This window comes from Lactobacillus kimbladii (assembly GCF_000970755.1).
GTDB lineage: Bacteria > Bacillota > Bacilli > Lactobacillales > Lactobacillaceae > Lactobacillus > Lactobacillus kimbladii.
On sequence record NZ_KQ034007.1, the window covers coordinates 1,385,509 to 1,405,202 of the forward strand.

Annotated in this window: 24 protein-coding genes; 2 read left to right on the forward strand and 22 right to left on the reverse strand. The window is 36.3% G+C overall.

What is annotated here, in order from left to right; translation table 11 throughout:
* Window position 1: 1 nt before the first annotated feature.
* The 16 genes from JF75_RS06935 to JF75_RS07005 all read right to left on the reverse strand — a co-directional run bounded on the left by JF75_RS06935 (window position 2) and on the right by JF75_RS07005 (window position 11,691).
* The gene (locus tag JF75_RS06935; protein ID WP_084605748.1) at window positions 2-868 is read right to left on the reverse strand and encodes a phosphate ABC transporter substrate-binding protein; all 867 of its coding nucleotides are present in this window, start codon (window positions 866-868) and stop codon (window positions 2-4) included.
* A gap of 139 nt (window positions 869-1,007) precedes the next feature.
* Window positions 1,008-1,700: a 50S ribosomal protein L1 gene (gene rplA, locus JF75_RS06940; protein WP_046332415.1), complete on the reverse strand. Its 693-nt coding sequence runs from the start codon at window positions 1,698-1,700 to the stop codon at window positions 1,008-1,010.
* Window positions 1,701-1,770: 70 nt separating this feature from the next.
* A complete protein-coding gene (gene rplK, locus JF75_RS06945; RefSeq protein ID WP_034980336.1) occupies window positions 1,771-2,196 on the reverse strand; it encodes a 50S ribosomal protein L11 in 426 nt (141 codons plus the stop codon).
* Window positions 2,197-2,322: 126 nt separating this feature from the next.
* Window positions 2,323-2,871, reverse strand: a complete 549-nt coding sequence (gene nusG / locus JF75_RS06950; RefSeq protein WP_038523578.1) for a transcription termination/antitermination protein NusG — start codon at window positions 2,869-2,871, stop codon at window positions 2,323-2,325.
* 102 nt (window positions 2,872-2,973) lie between these two features.
* Window positions 2,974-3,144: a preprotein translocase subunit SecE gene (gene secE / locus JF75_RS06955; RefSeq protein ID WP_045928406.1), complete on the reverse strand. Its 171-nt coding sequence runs from the start codon at window positions 3,142-3,144 to the stop codon at window positions 2,974-2,976.
* Window positions 3,145-3,147: 3 nt separating this feature from the next.
* Window positions 3,148-3,297: a 50S ribosomal protein L33 gene (gene rpmG, locus JF75_RS10365; RefSeq protein WP_081945356.1), complete on the reverse strand. Its 150-nt coding sequence runs from the start codon at window positions 3,295-3,297 to the stop codon at window positions 3,148-3,150.
* 178 nt (window positions 3,298-3,475) lie between these two features.
* Window positions 3,476-3,694, reverse strand: a complete 219-nt coding sequence (locus tag JF75_RS06960) for a P8 family protein (protein WP_045928407.1) — start codon at window positions 3,692-3,694, stop codon at window positions 3,476-3,478.
* 71 nt (window positions 3,695-3,765) lie between these two features.
* Window positions 3,766-4,341: a sigma-70 RNA polymerase sigma factor region 4 domain-containing protein gene (locus JF75_RS06965; RefSeq protein WP_052726885.1), complete on the reverse strand. Its 576-nt coding sequence runs from the start codon at window positions 4,339-4,341 to the stop codon at window positions 3,766-3,768.
* A gap of 210 nt (window positions 4,342-4,551) precedes the next feature.
* On the reverse strand, window positions 4,552-5,307 hold the full coding sequence (gene rlmB / locus JF75_RS06970; RefSeq protein WP_046332416.1) for a 23S rRNA (guanosine(2251)-2'-O)-methyltransferase RlmB: 756 nt from the start codon (window positions 5,305-5,307) through the stop codon (window positions 4,552-4,554).
* Entirely contained in the window at window positions 5,294-5,737 is a 444-nt protein-coding gene (locus tag JF75_RS06975) for a Mini-ribonuclease 3 (RefSeq protein ID WP_046332417.1), read from the reverse strand. Before JF75_RS06975 ends, rlmB begins: the two co-directional genes overlap by 14 nt.
* A gap of 89 nt (window positions 5,738-5,826) precedes the next feature.
* Window positions 5,827-6,189: a type II toxin-antitoxin system YafQ family toxin gene (locus JF75_RS06980; RefSeq protein WP_046332418.1), complete on the reverse strand. Its 363-nt coding sequence runs from the start codon at window positions 6,187-6,189 to the stop codon at window positions 5,827-5,829.
* Window positions 6,186-6,482, reverse strand: a complete 297-nt coding sequence (locus JF75_RS06985) for a type II toxin-antitoxin system Phd/YefM family antitoxin (RefSeq protein ID WP_046332419.1) — start codon at window positions 6,480-6,482, stop codon at window positions 6,186-6,188. Before JF75_RS06985 ends, JF75_RS06980 begins: the two co-directional genes overlap by 4 nt.
* A 106-nt stretch (window positions 6,483-6,588) precedes the next feature.
* The gene (cysS, locus tag JF75_RS06990; RefSeq protein WP_046332420.1) at window positions 6,589-8,013 is read right to left on the reverse strand and encodes a cysteine--tRNA ligase; all 1,425 of its coding nucleotides are present in this window, start codon (window positions 8,011-8,013) and stop codon (window positions 6,589-6,591) included.
* A gap of 176 nt (window positions 8,014-8,189) precedes the next feature.
* A complete protein-coding gene (gene gltX, locus JF75_RS06995) occupies window positions 8,190-9,689 on the reverse strand; it encodes a glutamate--tRNA ligase (protein ID WP_046332421.1) in 1,500 nt (499 codons plus the stop codon).
* A gap of 73 nt (window positions 9,690-9,762) precedes the next feature.
* The gene (gene radA / locus JF75_RS07000) at window positions 9,763-11,139 is read right to left on the reverse strand and encodes a DNA repair protein RadA (RefSeq protein WP_046332422.1); all 1,377 of its coding nucleotides are present in this window, start codon (window positions 11,137-11,139) and stop codon (window positions 9,763-9,765) included.
* Window positions 11,140-11,691 (reverse strand): dCTP deaminase/dUTPase family protein, encoded by a 552-nt coding sequence (locus JF75_RS07005; RefSeq protein WP_046332423.1) that lies wholly within the window; start codon window positions 11,689-11,691, stop codon window positions 11,140-11,142. It lies immediately after the preceding gene.
* Between the two features lie 113 nt (window positions 11,692-11,804).
* Here JF75_RS07005 and JF75_RS07010 point away from each other — a divergent pair, with 113 nt between their 5' ends.
* On the forward strand, window positions 11,805-12,119 hold the full coding sequence (locus tag JF75_RS07010; RefSeq protein ID WP_046332424.1) for a hypothetical protein: 315 nt from the start codon (window positions 11,805-11,807) through the stop codon (window positions 12,117-12,119).
* Window positions 12,120-12,247: 128 nt separating this feature from the next.
* Complete coding sequence (pepC, locus tag JF75_RS07015) at window positions 12,248-13,594, forward strand: aminopeptidase C (protein ID WP_046332425.1); 1,347 nt, start codon at window positions 12,248-12,250, stop codon at window positions 13,592-13,594.
* 97 nt (window positions 13,595-13,691) lie between these two features.
* On the opposite strand, the gene JF75_RS07020 is transcribed toward pepC, so the two are convergent.
* The 6 genes from JF75_RS07020 to JF75_RS07045 form a co-directional block, all read right to left on the reverse strand.
* The gene (locus JF75_RS07020) at window positions 13,692-14,291 is read right to left on the reverse strand and encodes an ABC transporter ATP-binding protein (RefSeq protein WP_046332426.1); all 600 of its coding nucleotides are present in this window, start codon (window positions 14,289-14,291) and stop codon (window positions 13,692-13,694) included.
* A 9-nt stretch (window positions 14,292-14,300) separates the two neighbouring features.
* Window positions 14,301-14,891, reverse strand: coding sequence for a hypothetical protein (locus tag JF75_RS07025; RefSeq protein ID WP_046332427.1), 591 nt, complete (start codon window positions 14,889-14,891; stop codon window positions 14,301-14,303).
* Window positions 14,888-15,715 (reverse strand): hypothetical protein, encoded by an 828-nt coding sequence (locus tag JF75_RS07030; RefSeq protein ID WP_052726887.1) that lies wholly within the window; start codon window positions 15,713-15,715, stop codon window positions 14,888-14,890. The genes JF75_RS07025 and JF75_RS07030 overlap by 4 nt, the downstream gene beginning before the upstream one ends.
* A 168-nt stretch (window positions 15,716-15,883) precedes the next feature.
* Window positions 15,884-17,362 (reverse strand): UDP-glucose--hexose-1-phosphate uridylyltransferase, encoded by a 1,479-nt coding sequence (locus tag JF75_RS07035; protein WP_046332428.1) that lies wholly within the window; start codon window positions 17,360-17,362, stop codon window positions 15,884-15,886.
* 15 nt (window positions 17,363-17,377) lie between these two features.
* The gene (locus JF75_RS07040) at window positions 17,378-18,541 is read right to left on the reverse strand and encodes a galactokinase (protein ID WP_046332429.1); all 1,164 of its coding nucleotides are present in this window, start codon (window positions 18,539-18,541) and stop codon (window positions 17,378-17,380) included.
* 141 nt (window positions 18,542-18,682) lie between these two features.
* Window positions 18,683-19,618: an AAA family ATPase gene (locus JF75_RS07045; RefSeq protein WP_045928421.1), complete on the reverse strand. Its 936-nt coding sequence runs from the start codon at window positions 19,616-19,618 to the stop codon at window positions 18,683-18,685.
* Between the last annotated feature and the right edge of the window lie 76 nt (window positions 19,619-19,694).

Consider the following 19,694-nt stretch of genomic DNA (forward strand, 5'->3'; position numbering starts at 1 on the left):
CTTAATTACCTATCTTTGTAACTTTGTTTTGACTATCACGCGTAACTTTCATTTCGTGAATGCTTAAATAACCAATTTTAGGAACTAAATCCCTCTGCACTTTTTTACTTAATACGTATTTGATGAACGCGGCTGTTGCTTTATTAGGCTTGCCCTTCGTATACATGTGCTCATAAGACCAAAGAGGCCATTTATTCGTAGGAATATTTTTATTATCAGGCTGAATGTGGTTAATACTAATTTTTTGAATATTTTGGTCATTGGCATATGGGAAAGATATATAAGAAATAGTACCCGGAGTTGAATTAACAATCTTTTTTACAGTACCATTAGAATCTTGTTCCTGAGAATTAACAGCCTCTTTTCCCTTTAAGATAAGATCTTCAAATGTGGATCTGGTACCACTGCCGCGAGAACGATTGATCACAATGATTGATTGATTTTTACCGCCTACTTGTCGCCAATTTTTGATTTTACCTGTGAAAATGTCCGAAAGCTGTTTGATGGATAAATTTTTAACACCAGTCTCTTTATTAGCAATTGGTACAATTCCCACAACTGCAACTGGGTAATCTTCCAGCTTTTTAGCATCAATGCCCTTTTGCGTTTCAGCAAAAACATCAGAAGTACCAACTTCCACAGCCCCTGCTTGCACTTGGCTTAGTCCTGTACCAGAGCCACCACCTTGAACGACAATATTGCTGCTGAGATGTGCTAAATGGTAATCATTACCTGCTTGTTCTATTAAAGGTTGCAGAGCACTTGAGCCAACTATTGTTATTTTTTCCCGACTCTGGCTACATCCCATTAAAATAAATGGCAAACAAAGCATTAATATTAGCAGTTTGCCTAAATTATTTTTTTTCATAATAATTCCCTCAATTAGACAAATAAATTCAGCTCTAGTTTATCAAAACTTTCATTATTGACCAATCATAAATACTCGCAAAGAGATAAAAAAACAACTTTGCCAAATAGACAAGTTGTTTTCCATCAGTTATTTAATTTTAATCCAAGTTTAACGGATCTAGCTTAATTCCAGGTCCAAACGTTGCAGCCACAGCTACACTCTTAATGTATTGACCCTTAGCTGCAGAAGGACGTGCACGCAAAATAACGTCACGTAATGCATCAAAGTTTTCAACTAATTGTTCATCAGTAAATGAAACTTTACCGATAGCAGCATGAATAGCAGCTTGGCGGTCAACACGATATTCAACTTGACCAGCCTTAACGTTCTTAACAGCTTTTTCAATATCCATTGTAACAGTACCAGTCTTAGGGTTCGGCATTAAACCTTTTGGTCCAAGCACACGACCTAAACGACCAACTTTAGCCATCATTGTTGGTGTAGCAACAACAACATCGAAGTCTAAGTAACCGTTTTGTACTTTTTCAACTAAATCGTCAGAACCAACTTCATCAGCACCGGCAGCCTTAGCTTGTTCAGCTTGAGGACCCTCAGCAAAAACAATCACCTTTTGAGTCTTACCAGTACCGTTAGGCAATACCAGTGAACCACGAATTTGTTGGTCTGCTTGTTTAGGGTCAACGCTCAAGTTATATGAAACTTCAACTGAAGCATCAAAGCCCGCGTATGAAGTTTCTTTAACTAACTTCATTGCTTCAGCAACTGAATATAATTTCTTTGAATCTACTTTTTTAGCAGCTTCTAAATATTTTTTACCATGCTTTGGCATGTGATTTCCTCCTTAATATGTGGTCAAGCGAGCTAAAGCTCTCCCACCTAAATTGTTATAAATAACAGGATTAGTCTTCGACTTCGATACCCATGCTTCTAGCAGTACCTTCGATCATACGCATAGCAGCTTCGACATCAGCAGCGTTAAGGTCCTTCATCTTAGTTTCAGCAATTTCCTTAACTTGATCCTTGGTTACCTTACCAACTTTCTTAGTATTAGGTTCACCGGATGCCTTGTCAATCTTAGCAGCTTGCTTCAAAAGCACTGGAGCTGGTGGAGTCTTAGTAACGAATTCAAATGAACGATCTTCGTATACTGTGATGACTACAGGAATAATCATGCCTTTTTGGTCAGCAGTTCTAGCATTGAAGTCCTTAGTAAAGCCAACAATGTTAATCCCAGCTTGACCTAAAGCTGGACCAACTGGGGGAGCGGGTGTTGCAGCACCAGCCGGTATTTGTAATTTAACAACATTTATAACTTTCTTTGCCACGGTCAAAACCTCCTTGATTCCGTGCGTGGTTAAAATGGAAAAGTTACCTACTTTTCCTCCCACAATAATAAAAGTACTTTAATATATTATCATTGAATTAGTAATTTTGCAATAATTGACTTATTACTAACTAATTTTCTTTACTTGATCATAATCAAGTTCAGTGGTTGTAGCACGGCCGAACATATCAACAGACACAAATAATTTGTACTTATCTGGTTGAATTTCAGTAATTTTACCTTCAACGCCATTAAAGGCGCCGTCAATAATAGTGACAGTTTCTCCAACTTCAAAGTCAATTTGCGGTCTTTTAGCTGGTTCACCTTGTTGACGTAAGAGCCTGTTGACTTCTTCTTCTAAAAGTGGCGATGGCTTAGAACCACCCCCGTGTGAACCGACAAATCCTGTTACATTTGGTGTGTTCCGCACAACAAACCAACTTTCATCTGTCATCACCATTTCAACTAAAACATAACCAGGGAAGATTTTTTCTTCTACTTCTTTTTTCTTATTGTTAACTTTTTCAATTTTTTCCTGTTCAGGAACCATTACTCGAAAAATATAGTCTTGCATACCCATACTCTGTGCCCGCGACAATAAGTCAGATTTAACCTTGTCTTCATAACCGGAATAAGTATGAAGCACATACCATTGCTTTTTAGTAGTTTCTACCATTATTACGAATTCTCCTTATATTTTTGGCAAACAAAAAAGCCTCTTGCGTTAGAGGGCTTTTCTAATTAAGGCAATTATATCACAAATCAAACAGCTGCGCTATTACATCACTATTTGTGTAACATTAGTAAATAGCAGATCAAGTAAACCTAAATACGCAGCAAACAAAATTGAGGAAACAATTACGATTGCAGTGTCGTGCCGGTTTTGTTTTGCTGTTGGCCAAGTAACCAACTTCATTTCCTCAACTACACTTTTAAAGAATTTAACCATAATTTACCTCGTTTCTTTATGTAACGTCATTTTACCGCAATGCTTACAAAATTTTTTCAATTCCAGTCGCTGAGTGCGATTCTTACTTGCAGCGATTGAGTAATTACGAGAGCCGCAAATGCTGCAGGCTAATGATGCTTTTTTCACTGCCATAATCTCACTTCCAAACTATTGTATTTTAGCAAAAATGGCTAACTTAAGCAATTAATTTAATAATTACTTGTGAATTTTACTTATTACATAACAAAAGCAGTTACTCTTTCAAGCAGCTGCTTAATAGTGGCCAAACAAATGCGTGACCACAGTGCGTAGAACATTGTATTAGTCGGATTTACTTCTTAAGATTTTCATTAACGAAGGATTCGATTTTATCGTCAGAGTCTTTCAGGAACGGAAGCATAGCTTCTTCCGTCTTGATGGTATCTCTACCATTCTTTTCCATAAAATAATCCCAAAGGGCATCTCTTACTGGAATATCTGAGTCACTCCAGTCAAAAACTTCTTTCATGTGACGATCTAACAATGCAGTCTTCATAACTTCATCTGCCATCTTAACTACCTCCTAAAATTTATTCTACAACAACAATTATACCGCACTTTTTATAAGAGAACTATAAAAAACTAATCGAGCAATGTTTGACGCATTTTTTGCGCCAGACGCGAGCGTGCTCTTGATAAAGTTAATTTACTAATTTTTAATTTTTCGATAACATCTTTTTGTTTTACTATACCCAGGCCTATTAGCAATGCATTAGTCTCTAAAGTAGACAACTTGCCAGTTAAAATAGCAATATTTTCACTTAAAGGAATTTCTGGTATAGAAACAAATGATTTATTTAAAGGCAATAAATTGTTTTTCTTGGCTGTTTCTAGGGAAACTGATTGTTTTAACGCTTGCCTGCGATAGGCATTATCATATCTCACAAGTGAGCGTGCATGATTAATCAGTCGTGTTTTAAAATAGCTGCCAAATTTTCCTTTATTTAAGTCAAAACTTTTCGCCGAAGCATGACAAATAATCATTGCATCCTGTTCCCAATCTTGGTTGTCATAATAGCGCACGTGATACATGCCTTTCACTTTGTTAATTAATGGCTTATAGCGAAAACATAAGTCTAATAAAGCTTCATCCTCACCATTTTTTATTTGCCTAATAAGTTCCGCCTCACTTTTAATATTTATTCCAGTATTCTTCATTTCATTGCTCCTATTTAAATTTTTATTGAAGAATACAGTAACTAACTAAGCCCAAAAATCGAACCTAAGTTCAAACTCAGCAACTACTTTTTACTGTTAGCTCGGCTGCAACAAAAAACCAAATTTGTTGAAAGCGCATTAAATAAAAAAGAGAATATTACTTTATTTGACCATAAAAATACACTCTGATTAATCAGAGTGTAAGTAAAACTATTTAAGAGGATTGCGGCTGTTAAGCATCTGATAAAGCAAAACGCCTGTCGCAACACTAGCATTCAGTGATTGCACATGACCCACCATAGGTAAAGTCAGCATTTGGTCCATCTGCTCTTTAAGAAGGCGTGAAATTCCTTTGCCTTCATTGCCGATTACCAAAACAGTTTTGCCATTACTGTTCCACTGTCGATAATCTGTACCTTTCATATCAGTACCAAAAAGCCAATAGCCCCGTTTTTTCAATATCTTCGCAGTTTGCACCAGATTATTTACCCTGGCTACTGGCACGTAATCAATTGCTCCAGTTGAAGTTTTAGCTACAACAGAAGTCAATCCGGTAGCACGTCTTTTAGGAATAATAATGCCATCGACTCCAGTAGCATCTGCTGTTCTCAAAATGGAGCCCAAATTATGAGGATCTTCAATTGAATCAAGCATCAGTAAAAACGGTTCGTGATTGCTGCGGTCAAATTGATCGAGCAGTTGATCCAGATCGGCATATTCAAAACTAGCTACCGTTAATACCAAACCTTGATGATTCTCACCCTGCACCAGTCTATCCAACTTATTTTTGGGTACCGTTTGGACAATTAACCCCTTCTGCTTAGCTAAGGTAAATACCTGATTGGCAAAATTTTCTTTAATGCCCTGCTGTAAAAATATTTTGTTGATATGATCGGCATCTTGAGTTTTTAAATAATCCAGGCCTGCATGCCTGCCAAAAACAAAGTCTTTGTCACTTGAAGTCATATTCCTCTATGCCCCCATTTTCAATAGTTTTAATACACCATTCGGTCAGCTGCTCTATACGATCTTTTTTGTTCAAGAGTTCTAAGTAACCCCAAACAGCTTCAAAACCTGTGGATAATTGATAAGTAGCTAAACTGGTATTTTTTGCTTTAGTATAGGTTTTCGAATTTCGACCGCGATGAAAAGTCGCCACTTCACCTTCAGTAAGCAAATTATCTTCCTGAAGTTTGGTGATTAACGCAGCCTGTGCTTTGGCAGATACGTAATGAGTAGCTCTTCTTTGCAAGACTTGAGGTTTAACAATGCCACATTTAATTAAATGCCTCCTAATAAAGATTTCGTAAACTGCATCCCCCAGATAAGCTAATGTTTGCCCATTTAGAGTATCCGGATTAACTTCATTTTCTATCATTTTTTTAGTTTGATTCACGTAACCACCTTGTTTCTTGTGGTGTATCTTCAACTGTAATTACCCATTTGCTTGAGTTCCATCACGTAGAGCACCATGATTTTTTTAAATTAATTTTTGAGTCTATTGTTTTTATATTTTACCGAGCTATCAAGTCCATTAAATAACTTTGAATGGCTACCGACTCTCAATCCAACTACAATTAACTTATTTTCTACAATTCTATATATTACAACAACATCATTACTTTCAACAGGTGACTTCCCTTTTTCAGGAGTTCGAACATGAAAATCACGATAACCCTCTAAGCGACCAGTTAAAGCATGATCCATAAATTCAGCTGGTAATTGCTGATTTTCGCAAAGTAAATCAATGTCAGCCATCACATCATCAATTATTGTTTTATCAATACGAGCTAGTTCTTTTAAATCTTTTTGAAAATCTTTTCTAGGAATAAATCTTAGTCTTTTCATCTCTTAAATTGTTGCCAAAATTCTGTCCAGTTATCCTTATCTATTACAGGATCATTGTCATTCAGTACACCTAATTCAATTAACTTGTCCCTTGCTACAGCGTGATCCGTAGTTCCCTCTTTGGTCTTAGCAAATAATTCCAAATATTCATATTTTTCCAACTTTTTAGTTGAAATAACAGCAACTGCACGATTTTTTGGTCGGGTAATGTAAATTGTATCATCATTATCATTTACAAGATCCAAGCAAGATTTAATATTATTTCTAAAATAAGTTTGATTCAGTGTTTCCATATATCTCACCATCACTTTCAACTATAAAAAGTGTACACTATTATGTACACTTTTCCCAGCTTAATGATTCATTGTTATCAAATTAAATCATGCATTTAAATAAATCTTATTCACGTAACCACCTTGTTCCTTGTGGTGTATCTTCTACTGTAATACCCATTTGTTTGAGTTCATCCCGCAACGCATCGCTTTGAGCCCAGTCCTTGTTTTTACGCGCCTCTTCGCGCTTTTTGATCAGCTCTTGGACCTTTGTGTCGTCGCTTTTATTATTAACATTAATTAATTTTTGAACATCTATTCCAAAAATAGTTAACCATTTCGTTAATAATTCTGCAGAATGGTTAAGAGCATCTTTATCAGCATTTTCGGCATTAATATTAGCATTAATTTCCGGTAATAAATCATAAATGGCGGTTAAAGCGTTCTGAACATTAAAGTCATCATCCATAGCACTAATAAATTTATGCTGAGTGTCTTGAATTTTATTGACTAAAATTTCTGACTTTTTGCTTGTTGAACCATCTTTAAGGCGATATTCAAGATTGTTAAGAGTATTCTTAAATCGCTGTAAAATAATTTGAGCTTGTTTTAAATTATCTGTCGCATAATTAATTTGCCTGCGATATTGCACACTGGCCATAAAGAAGCGCAACACTTGTGGATCAACTTCTTTTAGCAAATCATGCACAGTTACAAAATTATGCAGTGACTTAGACATTTTTTCAGCATCTGCTCCAACTGTAACAAAACCATTATGCATCCAGTAATGGACAAAGGTTTTACCATTTGCTGCTTCACTTTGAGCAATTTCATTTTCATGATGAGGAAATTCCAAATCTTGACCACCACCATGAATATCAATTGTTTCGCCTAAATATTTTGTAGCCATAACTGAACATTCGATATGCCAACCGGGACGGCCCTTGCCCCAAGGAGAACCCCAAGCTATTTCATCAGGTTCCTTTTGTTTTTTCCATAAAGCGAAATCTATTGGGTCTTCTTTACGCTTTTGTTCTTCTTCATTAACATGCTCAGAAGCACCCTCTTCAAGCTCTGCAATATTTTGGCTACTAAGGGCGCCATAATGCTTAAATTTTCTGGTATGAAAATAAACATCCCCATCTGACTCATAAGCATAACCGTTAGCAATCAGTTTCTTAACAAAAGCGATAATTGCTGTGATTTCGTGAGTTGCCCGTGGATTAAGTGTTGCCGGCTCAACATTTAAGGCTGCAATATCTTCACGATATGCTTTAATGTAGCGCTGAGCTAATTCAGGTACCGTAACATTTTCAGCTTTAGCTTCAGCGATCATTTTATCGTCTACATCAGTAAAATTAGACACAAAATTTACCTTAAAACCCCGGAATTCCAAATAGCGTCTGATGGTATCAAATGCAATGACGCTCCTGGCATTACCAATGTGAATGTAATTATATACTGTTGGTCCACAAACATACATTGTTACCTGACCTGGGGTGATCGGCTTAAATTCCTCTTTAGTATTAGTTAAAGTGTTGTAAATTTTCACTGTGGCTAACTGACCTTTCCAAACTCTATATCTTAATTTTACCAGAAATCGTAAGCAATTTTTTTAACTAAAAGTTTACTATCTTGCTTTTTTGCTATAATCTGATTTTGTTTAACTGCAAGTTAAAACAGCGTATTACTCTCATTTAATAATAGAATAATACGCTGTTTTGATAACTATAAGCCGTTTTCACTCATTTGCTTCAGAGTTAAATCTAAATGTTCTAACACCCGTTTTTTGCCTAACAGCTCCATAGCTTCACCAATTCCTGGTCCCACCATTGACCTGGTAGTAGCAATTCTTATTGGCATAAACAAGCGTCTACCCTTAATTCCCGTTGCCTTGCGAGTTGCTTGTACAGCATTCATTATTTGAGGAGCAGTAAACCGTGGAATTAAATTAATTTGCTTTTTAAATTCCTCAATTACTGGTCTGGCCTCATCTTGACGAATTTCTGCAATTTCTTTTTCACTTAAATCCTTAGGAGCATTAAAGAAAATTTTTGCCAAGTCAACAATTTGCCTGGTATAAGACATTTGTACAGAATAAATGTTAACTAATTGTCTGACCCACTCCAATTTTTCTGGATTAGGATCTTTTTCAACCAAATTTGCTTCCTGCAAATTGTTTAGTGCTAAGTCTAAAAGCGTATCACGATCGGCCTTTTTAATATACTGGTTGTTAATCCACTCCAACTTTTTTTGATCAAAAGCTGCTGGGGAATTTGACAGACGTGAAGGATCAAACTGCTTGATCAATTCACGCTGGCTGAAAATCTCGCTTTCACCAACTGGAGACCAGCCTAATAATGTAATAAAGTTAAACATTGCATCAGGTAGATAACCAAGATCTCTGTATTGCTCAATGAATTGTAAAACAGATTCATCACGCTTTGAAAGTTTTTTACCAGTTTCCGAATTAATAATTAAAGTCATGTGACCAAATTTTGGCGGCTCCCAGCCTAGAGCCTCATAAACTGCTAATTGCTTAGGCGTGTTTGAAACGTGATCATCTCCACGCAAAACGTGAGTAATTTTCATCAGGTGATCATCAATTACCACTGCAAAATTGTAAGTAGGCATGCCATCACGTTTTTGAATGACAAAATCGCCACCGATGGTATCAGATTCGAAACTAAGATGTCCCTTAACAATATCATCCCAAGAATATGTTTCCATTTCGGGAATATGGATACGAACAACAGGTTTTAAGCCCTTTGCCTTTGCCTGCTCTTGCTTTTCAGCAATCTCATCTGCCGTCATTCCTTCATATTCGTATGTGTAGTGAGGTGCAATGCCCATTGCCCGTTGTTCTTCACGCTGTTCTTCTAATTCTTCCTCAGTTTTATAAGAGTAATAAGCTTTACCCTCGGCAACCAGCTGCTTAATGTATTTATTATAAATGTCTTTTCTTTCAGACTGGCGATACGGGCCATAATCTCCACCCTTATCAGGTCCTTCATCCCAATCAATACCAAGCCAGTGCAGGTTTTCCATTTGCGACTCTGAGCCACCTGCAACGTTACGCTTCTGGTCAGTATCCTCAATTCTTAAGACAAAAGTGCCCTTGTTATGACGCGCAAATAAATAATTAAATAGCGCTGTTCGTGCATTACCAATGTGTAGGTGCCCTGTTGGACTCGGGGCATACCTTACCCGAATTTTTTGTTTAACCAAAATTTATGCCTCTTTCAAAAGTAAATATAAACAATTTAAGTTTACCCGTAATAGATAAAAAGTTCAATGTTCGTTAGCCCAAAACCAATTTTAAAGCCTGTGGAATGCTTGAAACTGGTATAACTTCAATGCCAGCTTTTTTAAGGCTAGCACGCATATTGTGCTTCGGAATAAAAATACGTTTAAAACCAGTTTTAGCAGCTTCTTTAATCCGTGCATCTATCTGGTTGACGCGTCTTACTTCGCCGGTTAAACCAACTTCACCAACAAAACAATCAGTTGGCAAAATTTCCTGATTTTTATAACTGGAAGCAATAGCCATTACGACGGCTAAATCCACTGCCGGCTCGTTCAAACGGATTCCACCTGTAGCAGTTAAATAAACGTCTTGATTTTGCAACATCAAGTTGCCTCGTTTTTCTAGAACAGCCAGCAATAATCCCGCCCGATTATAGTCAATGCCCGAAGTAGTTCTTTTGGCATAACCAAAAGCTGTGGGCGTAACCAAAGCCTGAATTTCTGCCAAAATAGGACGCGTTCCTTCTAAAGAAACCACAATTGCAGAACCGGTAGATTTTGGTAAACGTTCATCTAAGAATACGGCTGAAGGATTAGTTACTTCTTGCAAACCTTTGTTAACCATTTCAAACATGCCGATTTCATTAGCAGCACCAAATCGGTTTTTAACAGAATGTAAAATACGGTAGGCATGGTGTTCATCACCCTCAAAATAAAGAACGGTATCTACCATGTGCTCTAGGATTTTAGGACCGGCAATCGCGCCTTCTTTTGTAACATGGCCAATAACAAAAACGGTAATAGCATCCATTTTGGCAATCTTCATTAGTTCACTAGTAACTTCTCTTACCTGTGAAGCTGATCCCGTCATTGAATCTAAGCTTGGTTCATTCATTGTCTGAATTGAGTCAATGACAACAAAATCGGGCTCTAGCTCGGAAATTTGTTGGCGAATGTCTTCCATGTCTGTTTCAGGATAAAGCATCATATCATTAGCTGGCAGTCCTAAACGGTCAGCCCGTAGCTTAATCTGATTGGCTGATTCTTCCCCCGAAACATACAGCACTTTATATTGATTTGCAAGTTCGCTCATAATTTGCAACATTAAAGTTGACTTGCCAATACCAGGGTCGCCGCCAATCAAAACTAATGAACCTGGAACAATACCTCCGCCTAAAACTCTGTTGAGCTCTTCCATACTGGTTTGTACACGTTCTTCTTTTTCTGCCTTAACATTTTCCAATTTAACCGGTTCACTAATTCCAGTTTTCTTGATAAGCCTGCTGGGACTGCCTTTAGTTGAACGGTTTTGTACTGCTTCAGTTTCTTTTTCAAACTGATTCCAAGCGCCGCAATTGGGACAGCGCCCTAAATAACTAGCAGAAATGTAACCACAAGAACGACATTTATACTTTGTTTTTAGTTTTGCCATTTAGCTTCCCTTCTTGTTTGTGGACCCAAAGCCATTTATTCTTTGTCTGTCAATGGGAACATCATTATCAGATTTTAAATAATGAATAAAAATTCCCTGACCAATTCGGTCACCTTGATGAATCTGAATAGGCCTGACCCCATAGTTGATTAATTGAACAAAAATCTCGCCTTCATTAGCATCATTATTATAATAATCAGAATCAATGACACCAACTCCATTTGGCAACGCAAGGTTTCTTTTAAAAGTATTTGATGAACGATTTGCCAGCAATAATACCTCATCCTCAGGCATATATGCTTTCACTCCTGTGGGAATCAAGAACGGCTTAAGGACATGTTCAGCCATTTCATAATCTTGTTCGTACAATTGGTGGCCATTACGAATTAATCTAAAAATACGGACAAAATTAAGCCGCCAAATGCTGGGAATTAATACGTCCTTTGCCGCAGCTAAATCATAGCCTGCACTAGCAATCGTTTGTCTTCTTGGTAAAGTAACATTTTTATTTTGATATTTAGATACAATCTCAAAGCCCCGAATCTTTTCCATGTTATCTCCTTTAAAACTTTTAAACACTATTTTACATTAATTTGCAGATAATATTTGAAATCTTATATAATTTAAATACGTAAAATTTATTTTTTATTTTGAAGGGAGAATAAATGTTTAATTTAGATGATCCTCACCAATTTTTTCAAGAAGAGGATGATAATGACCAAATGATTTATAGCTGGACGATGAACAAAATTGAGCGTAAAGATGCTACAGTTTGGGTCATGAATCATCTTTTTATTAATCCCCAAAAAGATAGTAAAAAGATTTTACACGATCAAATGAAAATAGTAATGTTTATTGCTCAAAAATCTCATCTGCCTGTTTGGCCGCTTGATCCTTTAGTTATTAACTACTTTAATGAGCATCCAGATTTTGAATCAATTTGGTATCACAAACCAAGTCCAAAAAACGGTTCTCTCTAGTATTGAAAGATTAAATAGATAAAGTAAAAACAAATACTTTTTTAACAATAATTAAATTTTCAGAGATAGACTACTTCAGCTGGATAAGCTAAAATAGTATTAATTTGTTTAAGGAGGATCTATTTAATATGACAAAAGAAATTACAAGTGCAGCCATTGATGATTTCACAAAAGATTTAGCGAATCACTCTGGTATTAATATTGCCAGTCATGCTGCCCAAGAAAATGGCATCTATAAGGCTAGTCAAAACCTGCAATCTAAGATTGATTTAACACCAACCTTTTCAGTAGAAATTGATACTGGCAAGCCTGCTGATCAAAAGCAGTCAGGTCGTTGCTGGATGTTCTCTGCATTGAATACTATGCGCCACCCAATCCAAAAGGAATATAAGATTAAGGATTTTGAATTATCACAAAATTACACTAATTTCTGGGATAAATTTGAAAAATCAAACTTTTTCTTTGAAAATGTGATTGCCTCAGCCAAGAAACCACTCGGTGACCGTAAAGTTAGCTTCTTGTTTGCAACACCACAACAAGACGGTGGTCAATGGGACATGCTTTGTGGACTAGTAGAGAAATACGGAATCGTACCTAAGTCAGTTTATCCAGAAACAGCCAATTCCAATAATTCAAGTGCTTTAAACGATACTTTGAATACCCTTTTGCGTAAAGATGGCTTAGAATTACGCAATTTAGTTAACGCTGGCAAGTCAGAAAATGAAGTTGAGCAACGCAAGAATGACTTTTTAAACGAAGTCTTCCGCATTTTGGCTATTTCATTAGGAGTTCCGCCAAAGAAATTTGACTTTGAATATAAAGATGATGATGGTAATTATCACCGTGAATCAGGAATTACGCCTAAGGAGTTCTTGGATAAATTCGTAGGCATGAACTTGGAAGATCACGTTTCAATCATTAATTCACCTACAGATGATAAACCATATCATAAAGTTTTTTCCGTTGAGTACTTGGGTAATGTTGTTGGCGGTCGGCAAGTTCGCCATCTTAACGTCAAAATTTCTGAAATGAAAGACCTGATTATTAAACAACTTAAAGCTGGCGAAGTTGTTTGGTTTGGTTCAAATGTTGGTAAAGATTCAGAAAGACAACTTGGTTTGCTAGATACAGATATTTACAAGCGCGATGAGTTATTTGACGTTGATTTTTCAATGTCTAAGGCAGACATGCTTGATTCCAGTGAAAGTATGATGGATCACGCTATGGTTATCACTGGTGTTGACTTAGTTGATGACAAGCCTACTAAATGGAAGATTGAAAACTCTTGGGGAGAAAAGCCTGGCTTTAAAGGTTACTTTGTCATGAGCGATTCCTGGTTTGACAGTTTTGTTTACCAAGCAGTTATCAACAAGAAATTCTTGCCTGATGACTTAAAGAAAGCTTTTGATGAAGGTGCTAAAGACCCAATTCAATTATTACCTTGGGATCCAATGGGAGCATTAGCATTTAAGTAAGATTATTAGTTATATAAAATTAGTTAAAATATAAAACAGCATTGAGGAATTTTCTCAATGCTGTTTTTATTAGTTTGAACAAATATTTAAAGCTATTTTATTCGTCTTGCAGTATTCCATGATGCAATATGAATCGACGATCATATTTAAGTTCATTAATTTGATCATGGCTGGCAACTACAACGATTTTATTTTGCTGTTTTAATTTTTTCAACATGGTTACAAATAAGCTAATACTCTCCTGATCAATTCCACGAGTTGGTTCATCTAACAAAATAATATTTTGGTTTTCCATCACAGCTTGAATAATACCAACCTTTTGTCTCATGCCAACAGAGTACTTAGCAATAGGTTCTGGATCATCTGGATCAAGCATAAAATATCTTAGTAATCCTCTGACTTCTTTTTCATTAAACCGTTTATTAAGATTAGCCAGAAAATGAAGATTGGTCATTGCCGATTCATATTCTAAAAAATCAGGATTTTCAATTAGTGCCCCAACAATATCATTTTTATCCAGCCTAATTTCACCACTGTCTGCCTCTAATAAACCGGTAATAATTTTAAAAATAGTGGACTTTCCAGAACCATTAATACCAGAGATATGAATCAGCTCTCCTGGCTTAGCTAGCAAAGATGCGTTTTTTAAAACCAGCTTCTGACCGAAAGATTTTTTTATTTGCTTAAGCTCTAACATTATTTCTCCTTAAAAGCCACCATAAATTTCATGAATAGCCCTATATAATTCGTCATACAAAGGACTATAACTAATCAAAATATTTTTCTCTATATAGTAATGGTAAATTAAATCTATAATTATGACTATTAACAATAATAAGTATGGCCTATGCCAGTTGTAGCCTCCGACTAGCAACCAAAGTAGAAGTAAAAGAACAAATACATGCAGTATTATGAGTTCAGTGCCCAAAATAGGGCTACCAAATTTAAATAAAGGGTAACCAGTTAAAAAATACGGAACAAAAAGACCTAATACAAAAATTAAACAATAAATTGTAGCCAGTACCATTAAGTGCATGATCATCGACCTATTCTTTTTTCGCACCGTCACAAACACGTTGATGTTACGAAAAGTAAGTACCTGCTTATAAAATAGCAAGAAGACCGTTGGCTGCAAATACAACGATACCAAGTGAAAATTGAGATATTCATTTGGCAATTCCATAGTTTCTGGTGAACCTGTTTTTATCAGAATAATGCTTCCTATTAATCCTATAAAAAATATGATAAAACCAATTAAAACAAGTCTGTGGGATATTCGCTTTAAACGCATAATCATCCCAGCCTTCTTTTCTGCTTCTGCCATAATTTAATTAGGTAAGCCGCAAATAACAAATAAAGCAGCGCCACTACCATAAAAAGCAAATAGGAATTAATCGGCGGCAAGCGGGATCCTAACGCAAACTGACCTGGTGCAAGTACAGCAAATGGAAACCACGAATACGAGACAAAAAGCCAAAATTTACTGCCCATGGATATTAAAATTGACAATAAAGTTAGACCTAAACCCACACACGGACCTAAAACTAAATAAATACTATTTTTTGAAACAAAAAGACCAATGCTGAAAATTAAAATAGCAAAAATACCCCAACCAACAGCAGCTAAAGTAACATACGAACATAAATCGATCAGCTGGTTAGTAGAAAAATATCCTGGTCTGGCACCAATATATAATTTTAGAGGTCTGGTTTTAAAGAAAAACGGATAATAAAATACACTAATCAATGCAAACTGGTAGATATTAGTTATTAAAGAAAACAGAAATCCAACAACAAAGGAGTTAATGACCCCGATTTTCAGAAATTTATGATAGCCGACTCTTTGCTGAACAGCGCCGAACATATTATTATTTTTAAAATAGATTATGAGGCCTGTTCCAAAAGTTGGAACGAATGCCAACATCATAACTAAACTTATGATATTTTCATTCCAGCCATTCGGCTGAATGGAAAAGAAAAGCATTACAGAAATGTCAACTGCTTTGCCGTTTGTTGGAATTAATCCTGCCCCATCTTTAGCAGCCGTTACAAATTGCCAGGTAATCAAAAGAAGATAAATAATTAAAATAATCAGAACAAATTTTTTGGTTCGGCTTAGCATTTGCACCATCCTCATAATAATATATCTTTGAATACTATATCAAGTATAACATTAATTATCAAATAAATGGTGTGCCAAAAAAAGTTACAAAAAATTTACCTATTTTTTATAGGAAATTGTCTTATTTTTACTTTTGCACATATGGATCTTTTAAACAAAATCCAAAATTTAATTTAGCCCGACCTCCTTAACAAAACGCATAAAGGCTGCTTTCCCATCAGCGGTTTGCTTGAAAACTCCTGCATCTTCTAAGACGCGAGCAAAAACAAGACCTAATTCTTTTTGCAAAATCTGATCTGCATTTTCACTAGTTATTTCATACTTGCTTTTAATTTTCTTAGACCAGTCAAGATGCACAGGTGCAATTCTGTTAGGTTGGTCAAGCAAAAACTTTTTTACCTCAAGTAATTCAGGTTTCAATCGTGGTGGAAAAATTGCTAATCCCATTACTTCAATTAAACCGATATTTTCTTTTTTAATATGCTGCACATCAGAGTGAGGATGGAAAATACCATCAGGATACTTAGCCGATGTCTGATTATCTCTGAGAACTAAATCAAGTTCATAAGTATGACCATGTAAACGAGCAATTGGAGTAATTGTATGATGGGGCGTATTAGCAGTAAACGCCCTAACATCAACTTTTTCATCACTATAACTTTGCCAAACTGTCAAAATTTTATCTGCTAGTTTGACCAAACTTTTTTGATTTTTGCTTCTTAGCCGGATAACTGACATGGGCCACTTGACGACACCTGCTTCGACATCATCAAATCCCTTAAAATTAAGTTTTTTATAAATTGGTGCTTTTTCCATGGGAAAGCGATGCTTGCCACCCTGATAATGTTCGTGCGCTAAAATCGAACCACCCACGATTGGCAAATCCGCATTGCTACCAACAAAATAACCCGGAAATTTAGCCACAATCTCCAGCAAATTAGCAAAAGTCTGTTTATTGATTACCATCGGTTCATGCTTTGGCGCTAAGAAAATACAGTGTTCATTAAAATAGGCGTAAGGTGAATACTGAAAACCCCAAATTTCATTTCGCAACTGAAAACGAATGATACGGTGGTTAGTGCGCGCAGGATAATTCACATGTCCCAGGTAGCCTTCATTTTCCATACATAACTGACACTTTGGGTATGAATTTGCTTTGGCTTGTTTGGCTGCTGCAATTTCTTTAGGATCCTTTTCCGGCTTGGAAAGATTAATTGTAATTTCTAAGTCGCCATATTTACTTGCAGCTGTAAAGTAAATATTTTTTGCAATAGCTCTAGTTTTAATATAATTACTATCTTTACCCATTTGGTAAAAATCAGCTATCGCTTTTTGTGGTGAACTCTCATAAGTTTGCCAGAAATTGCGGTTAACAACGCTTGGTCTAGGGACAATCAAATTCATTAATTGTGCATCAAGGACATCAATAGCGGAATTATTGGCTGAGCACTTCCCTGAATTTTGGGCAAACTGAATTAGCTCGTCTTTAAGATCCAGTAGATCCTTCTTACTGGTTGCTACCTTTCTTGCCTCATCACCAACAAGGGCCAAAATTCTATTTCTCAAATAAATACGATCAAGTTCTGTAAAATCGCTGTGGGCAATAACTTGCGTAATGAAATTCTCAATTAGATTCGTTTTATCCATCTCAACTTTCCAACATCATAAAACTTTTGTACCATCAGCTGTTTCTGCAATATAAAATGAGGGCAAATAGCCTATTTGTTCTTGATAGCTATCTGCGACATTCTTTTTAAAAGCTGCAACCTTATTTTTGGCAACCAAAGCTATCGCACAGCCGCCAAAGCCGGCACCAGTCATTCTCGCACCCAAAACTCCAGGTTGCTTCCAGGCAGTATGAACCAATGTATCAAGTTCTTTACCCGTCACTTCATAGTCATATTCTAAAGAGACGTGAGAAGCATTCATTAAGTGACCAAACTCATTTAGATCACCCTTTTGCAGTGCTTTTTCAGCATTTAATGTGCGTTCATTTTCCCAGACTGCGTGACGACAGCGTTTCAGCAGGTTTTCTGTTGGCAAAAGATAGCTATGCTCATCAAAAGTTAAATTATCCAATTCACCAAGCGATTGAATTGACAGTTTCTCCTGCAAAAATTGCAGACCCTTTTCGCATTCAGCTCTGCGCTCATTATATTTTGAGTCCGCTAAAGTTCTCTTCTTGTTAGTGTTCATAATAACGATAACATTATCTTTCAAGTCAAGTGGTACCAGCTCAGACTCCACCTTTTCGGTATCAAGCAGAATGGCGTGATCTTTTTTACTCATAGCAACTGCATATTGATCCATAATGCCAGAATTGACGCCAATAAAGTCGTTTTCGGTTTTGACTCCCATTTTAACAATTTCTAACTTAGAAAAAGTTAGTTTAAACTGGTCCTGCAATAAAATACCAATTAACATTTCTAGGGCTGCAGACGAAGATAAACCAGCACCATCAGGAATATTGCCATTAATGTAAATGTTAAGGCCATGTTCAATCTTTGCCCCATTTTCGAGCATAAAATGGAGCATTCCCTTAGCATAGTTTGCCCAGGAATCTTCTTTGGCAAACTGCAGCTGGCGCATATCAGTTTCTACTACGCCCATATCGGCAAAATTAGCAGAATAAAAGCAAAATCTAGCGTCATCACGGGGACTAGCTGCACCATAGATTCCTAAAGATATTGCGCAAGGAAACACATGACCACCATTATAGTCAGTATGCTCACCAATTAAGTTAATTCTACCAGGCGAAAAATAACAGCCGGTTGGTTCTTGATGATAAATATTACTAAATTCTTGCTTGAGTTCTTTAATTTTCATTTTTATCTGTTCCTTTTTAAAAGCGCTATCAAAAGTCAATAAACTTATTATACTTCTTTTTTTATTACCAGCAATGCCTGTCCAAAAAGCAAAAACAAACTAAAAGAGTTTCACATCAACATGAAACTCTTCTTAAGTTTATTACCAAATATGTAGCAGTCTATCGGGATGCAACTTGCATAAATTAAATTGGTGCACATGCTGCGGACGGCTTTGCGGAAATGATTCCAAGAAATCCGCTGGATTAGCCAGACCAGTAGAGTATGACCACACACTTTTAACTTTTTTAATCGGATCAAGCATTTCATTTCGAATCGGAAAAGCCGAAATTAAAAAATGTTTGTGATGAAACTTAAAAACAAAAAATGGCAATCGAAAGTCATTGACTACCTCTTCTTTAGTTTTCCCAATCGTAACCACATTGCGGTAGGTGCCATACTTTTCGGTAAACAAATCGTTAAACGAAAAATAGAAATTCGAAATGTGTACATGGGGAAAATTGTCTTCAGTCACTTGATCAGGAACTGCAATAACATGAGCAAAATGATCCAGATTGCTTTCTTTTTGTGAAAGTGCTCTGCCCAATTGATTGGGATTTATAACGTGAGCCCATTCAGGCACATCCAGATTATCCTGGTAAGATAAAAACATTTCCCTAATCACATCAGGCTTTACCCAATCATATTGCCTGCGAACTTCGTTGCGATTTAACAAACTACGCAAGCTCTTGTGATACATTAAATCAACAACAAACAACTCATAACGATAACGTTCGACCCAGGGTTGATAATGCTCAATATTCTCCGCAAAGATATGCGTACTATCTACAATAACCGTTTCGCCACGTTTCATTTTTTCTTCTACGAGGTAATCCACCACTTTTTCCGTTTGCTCATTTGCATAACGCGGAATTACTTGGTGTAAGCAATCGGTATCTTCTTCATAATAATAGGTTAAATTCGCCAACAACAATCTAATTTGATCACGACTAATTGCATATGGCTGTAAGTGATGACGAGCAATAAATGAAGATTTACCGGAGCCGGGTGCGCCTCGTAATAAAAATATTTTACGCATGCCTCTACTCCAAACTAAGAATGTAAATTTTAAATGATATCGTAATAAATTTTAACATACATTTGTAGAAATCCTT

Bases quoted from the DNA above. Each gene is read 5' to 3' on its own strand.
- JF75_RS06935 (WP_084605748.1), bottom strand. From the start codon at position 868: ATGAAAAAAAATAATTTAGGCAAACTGCTAATATTAATGCTTTGTTTG.
- rplA (WP_046332415.1), bottom strand. From the start codon at position 1,700: ATGCCAAAGCATGGTAAAAAATATTTAGAAGCTGCTAAAAAAGTAGAT.
- nusG (WP_038523578.1), bottom strand. From the start codon at position 2,871: ATGGTAGAAACTACTAAAAAGCAATGGTATGTGCTTCATACTTATTCC.
- secE (WP_045928406.1), bottom strand. From the start codon at position 3,144: ATGGTTAAATTCTTTAAAAGTGTAGTTGAGGAAATGAAGTTGGTTACT.
- rpmG (WP_081945356.1), bottom strand. From the start codon at position 3,297: ATGGCAGTGAAAAAAGCATCATTAGCCTGCAGCATTTGCGGCTCTCGT.
- JF75_RS06960 (WP_045928407.1), bottom strand. From the start codon at position 3,694: ATGGCAGATGAAGTTATGAAGACTGCATTGTTAGATCGTCACATGAAA.
- JF75_RS06965 (WP_052726885.1), bottom strand. From the start codon at position 4,341: ATGAAGAATACTGGAATAAATATTAAAAGTGAGGCGGAACTTATTAGG.
- rlmB (WP_046332416.1), bottom strand. From the start codon at position 5,307: ATGACTTCAAGTGACAAAGACTTTGTTTTTGGCAGGCATGCAGGCCTG.
- JF75_RS06980 (WP_046332418.1), bottom strand. From the start codon at position 6,189: ATGAAAAGACTAAGATTTATTCCTAGAAAAGATTTTCAAAAAGATTTA.
- JF75_RS06985 (WP_046332419.1), bottom strand. From the start codon at position 6,482: ATGGAAACACTGAATCAAACTTATTTTAGAAATAATATTAAATCTTGC.
- radA (WP_046332422.1), bottom strand. From the start codon at position 11,139: ATGGCAAAACTAAAAACAAAGTATAAATGTCGTTCTTGTGGTTACATT.
- JF75_RS07005 (WP_046332423.1), bottom strand. From the start codon at position 11,691: ATGGAAAAGATTCGGGGCTTTGAGATTGTATCTAAATATCAAAATAAA.
- JF75_RS07010 (WP_046332424.1), top strand. From the start codon at position 11,805: ATGTTTAATTTAGATGATCCTCACCAATTTTTTCAAGAAGAGGATGAT.
- pepC (WP_046332425.1), top strand. From the start codon at position 12,248: ATGACAAAAGAAATTACAAGTGCAGCCATTGATGATTTCACAAAAGAT.
- JF75_RS07020 (WP_046332426.1), bottom strand. From the start codon at position 14,291: ATGTTAGAGCTTAAGCAAATAAAAAAATCTTTCGGTCAGAAGCTGGTT.
- JF75_RS07025 (WP_046332427.1), bottom strand. From the start codon at position 14,891: ATGATTATGCGTTTAAAGCGAATATCCCACAGACTTGTTTTAATTGGT.
- JF75_RS07030 (WP_052726887.1), bottom strand. From the start codon at position 15,715: ATGCTAAGCCGAACCAAAAAATTTGTTCTGATTATTTTAATTATTTAT.
- JF75_RS07035 (WP_046332428.1), bottom strand. From the start codon at position 17,362: ATGGATAAAACGAATCTAATTGAGAATTTCATTACGCAAGTTATTGCC.
- JF75_RS07040 (WP_046332429.1), bottom strand. From the start codon at position 18,541: ATGAAAATTAAAGAACTCAAGCAAGAATTTAGTAATATTTATCATCAA.
- JF75_RS07045 (WP_045928421.1), bottom strand. From the start codon at position 19,618: ATGCGTAAAATATTTTTATTACGAGGCGCACCCGGCTCCGGTAAATCT.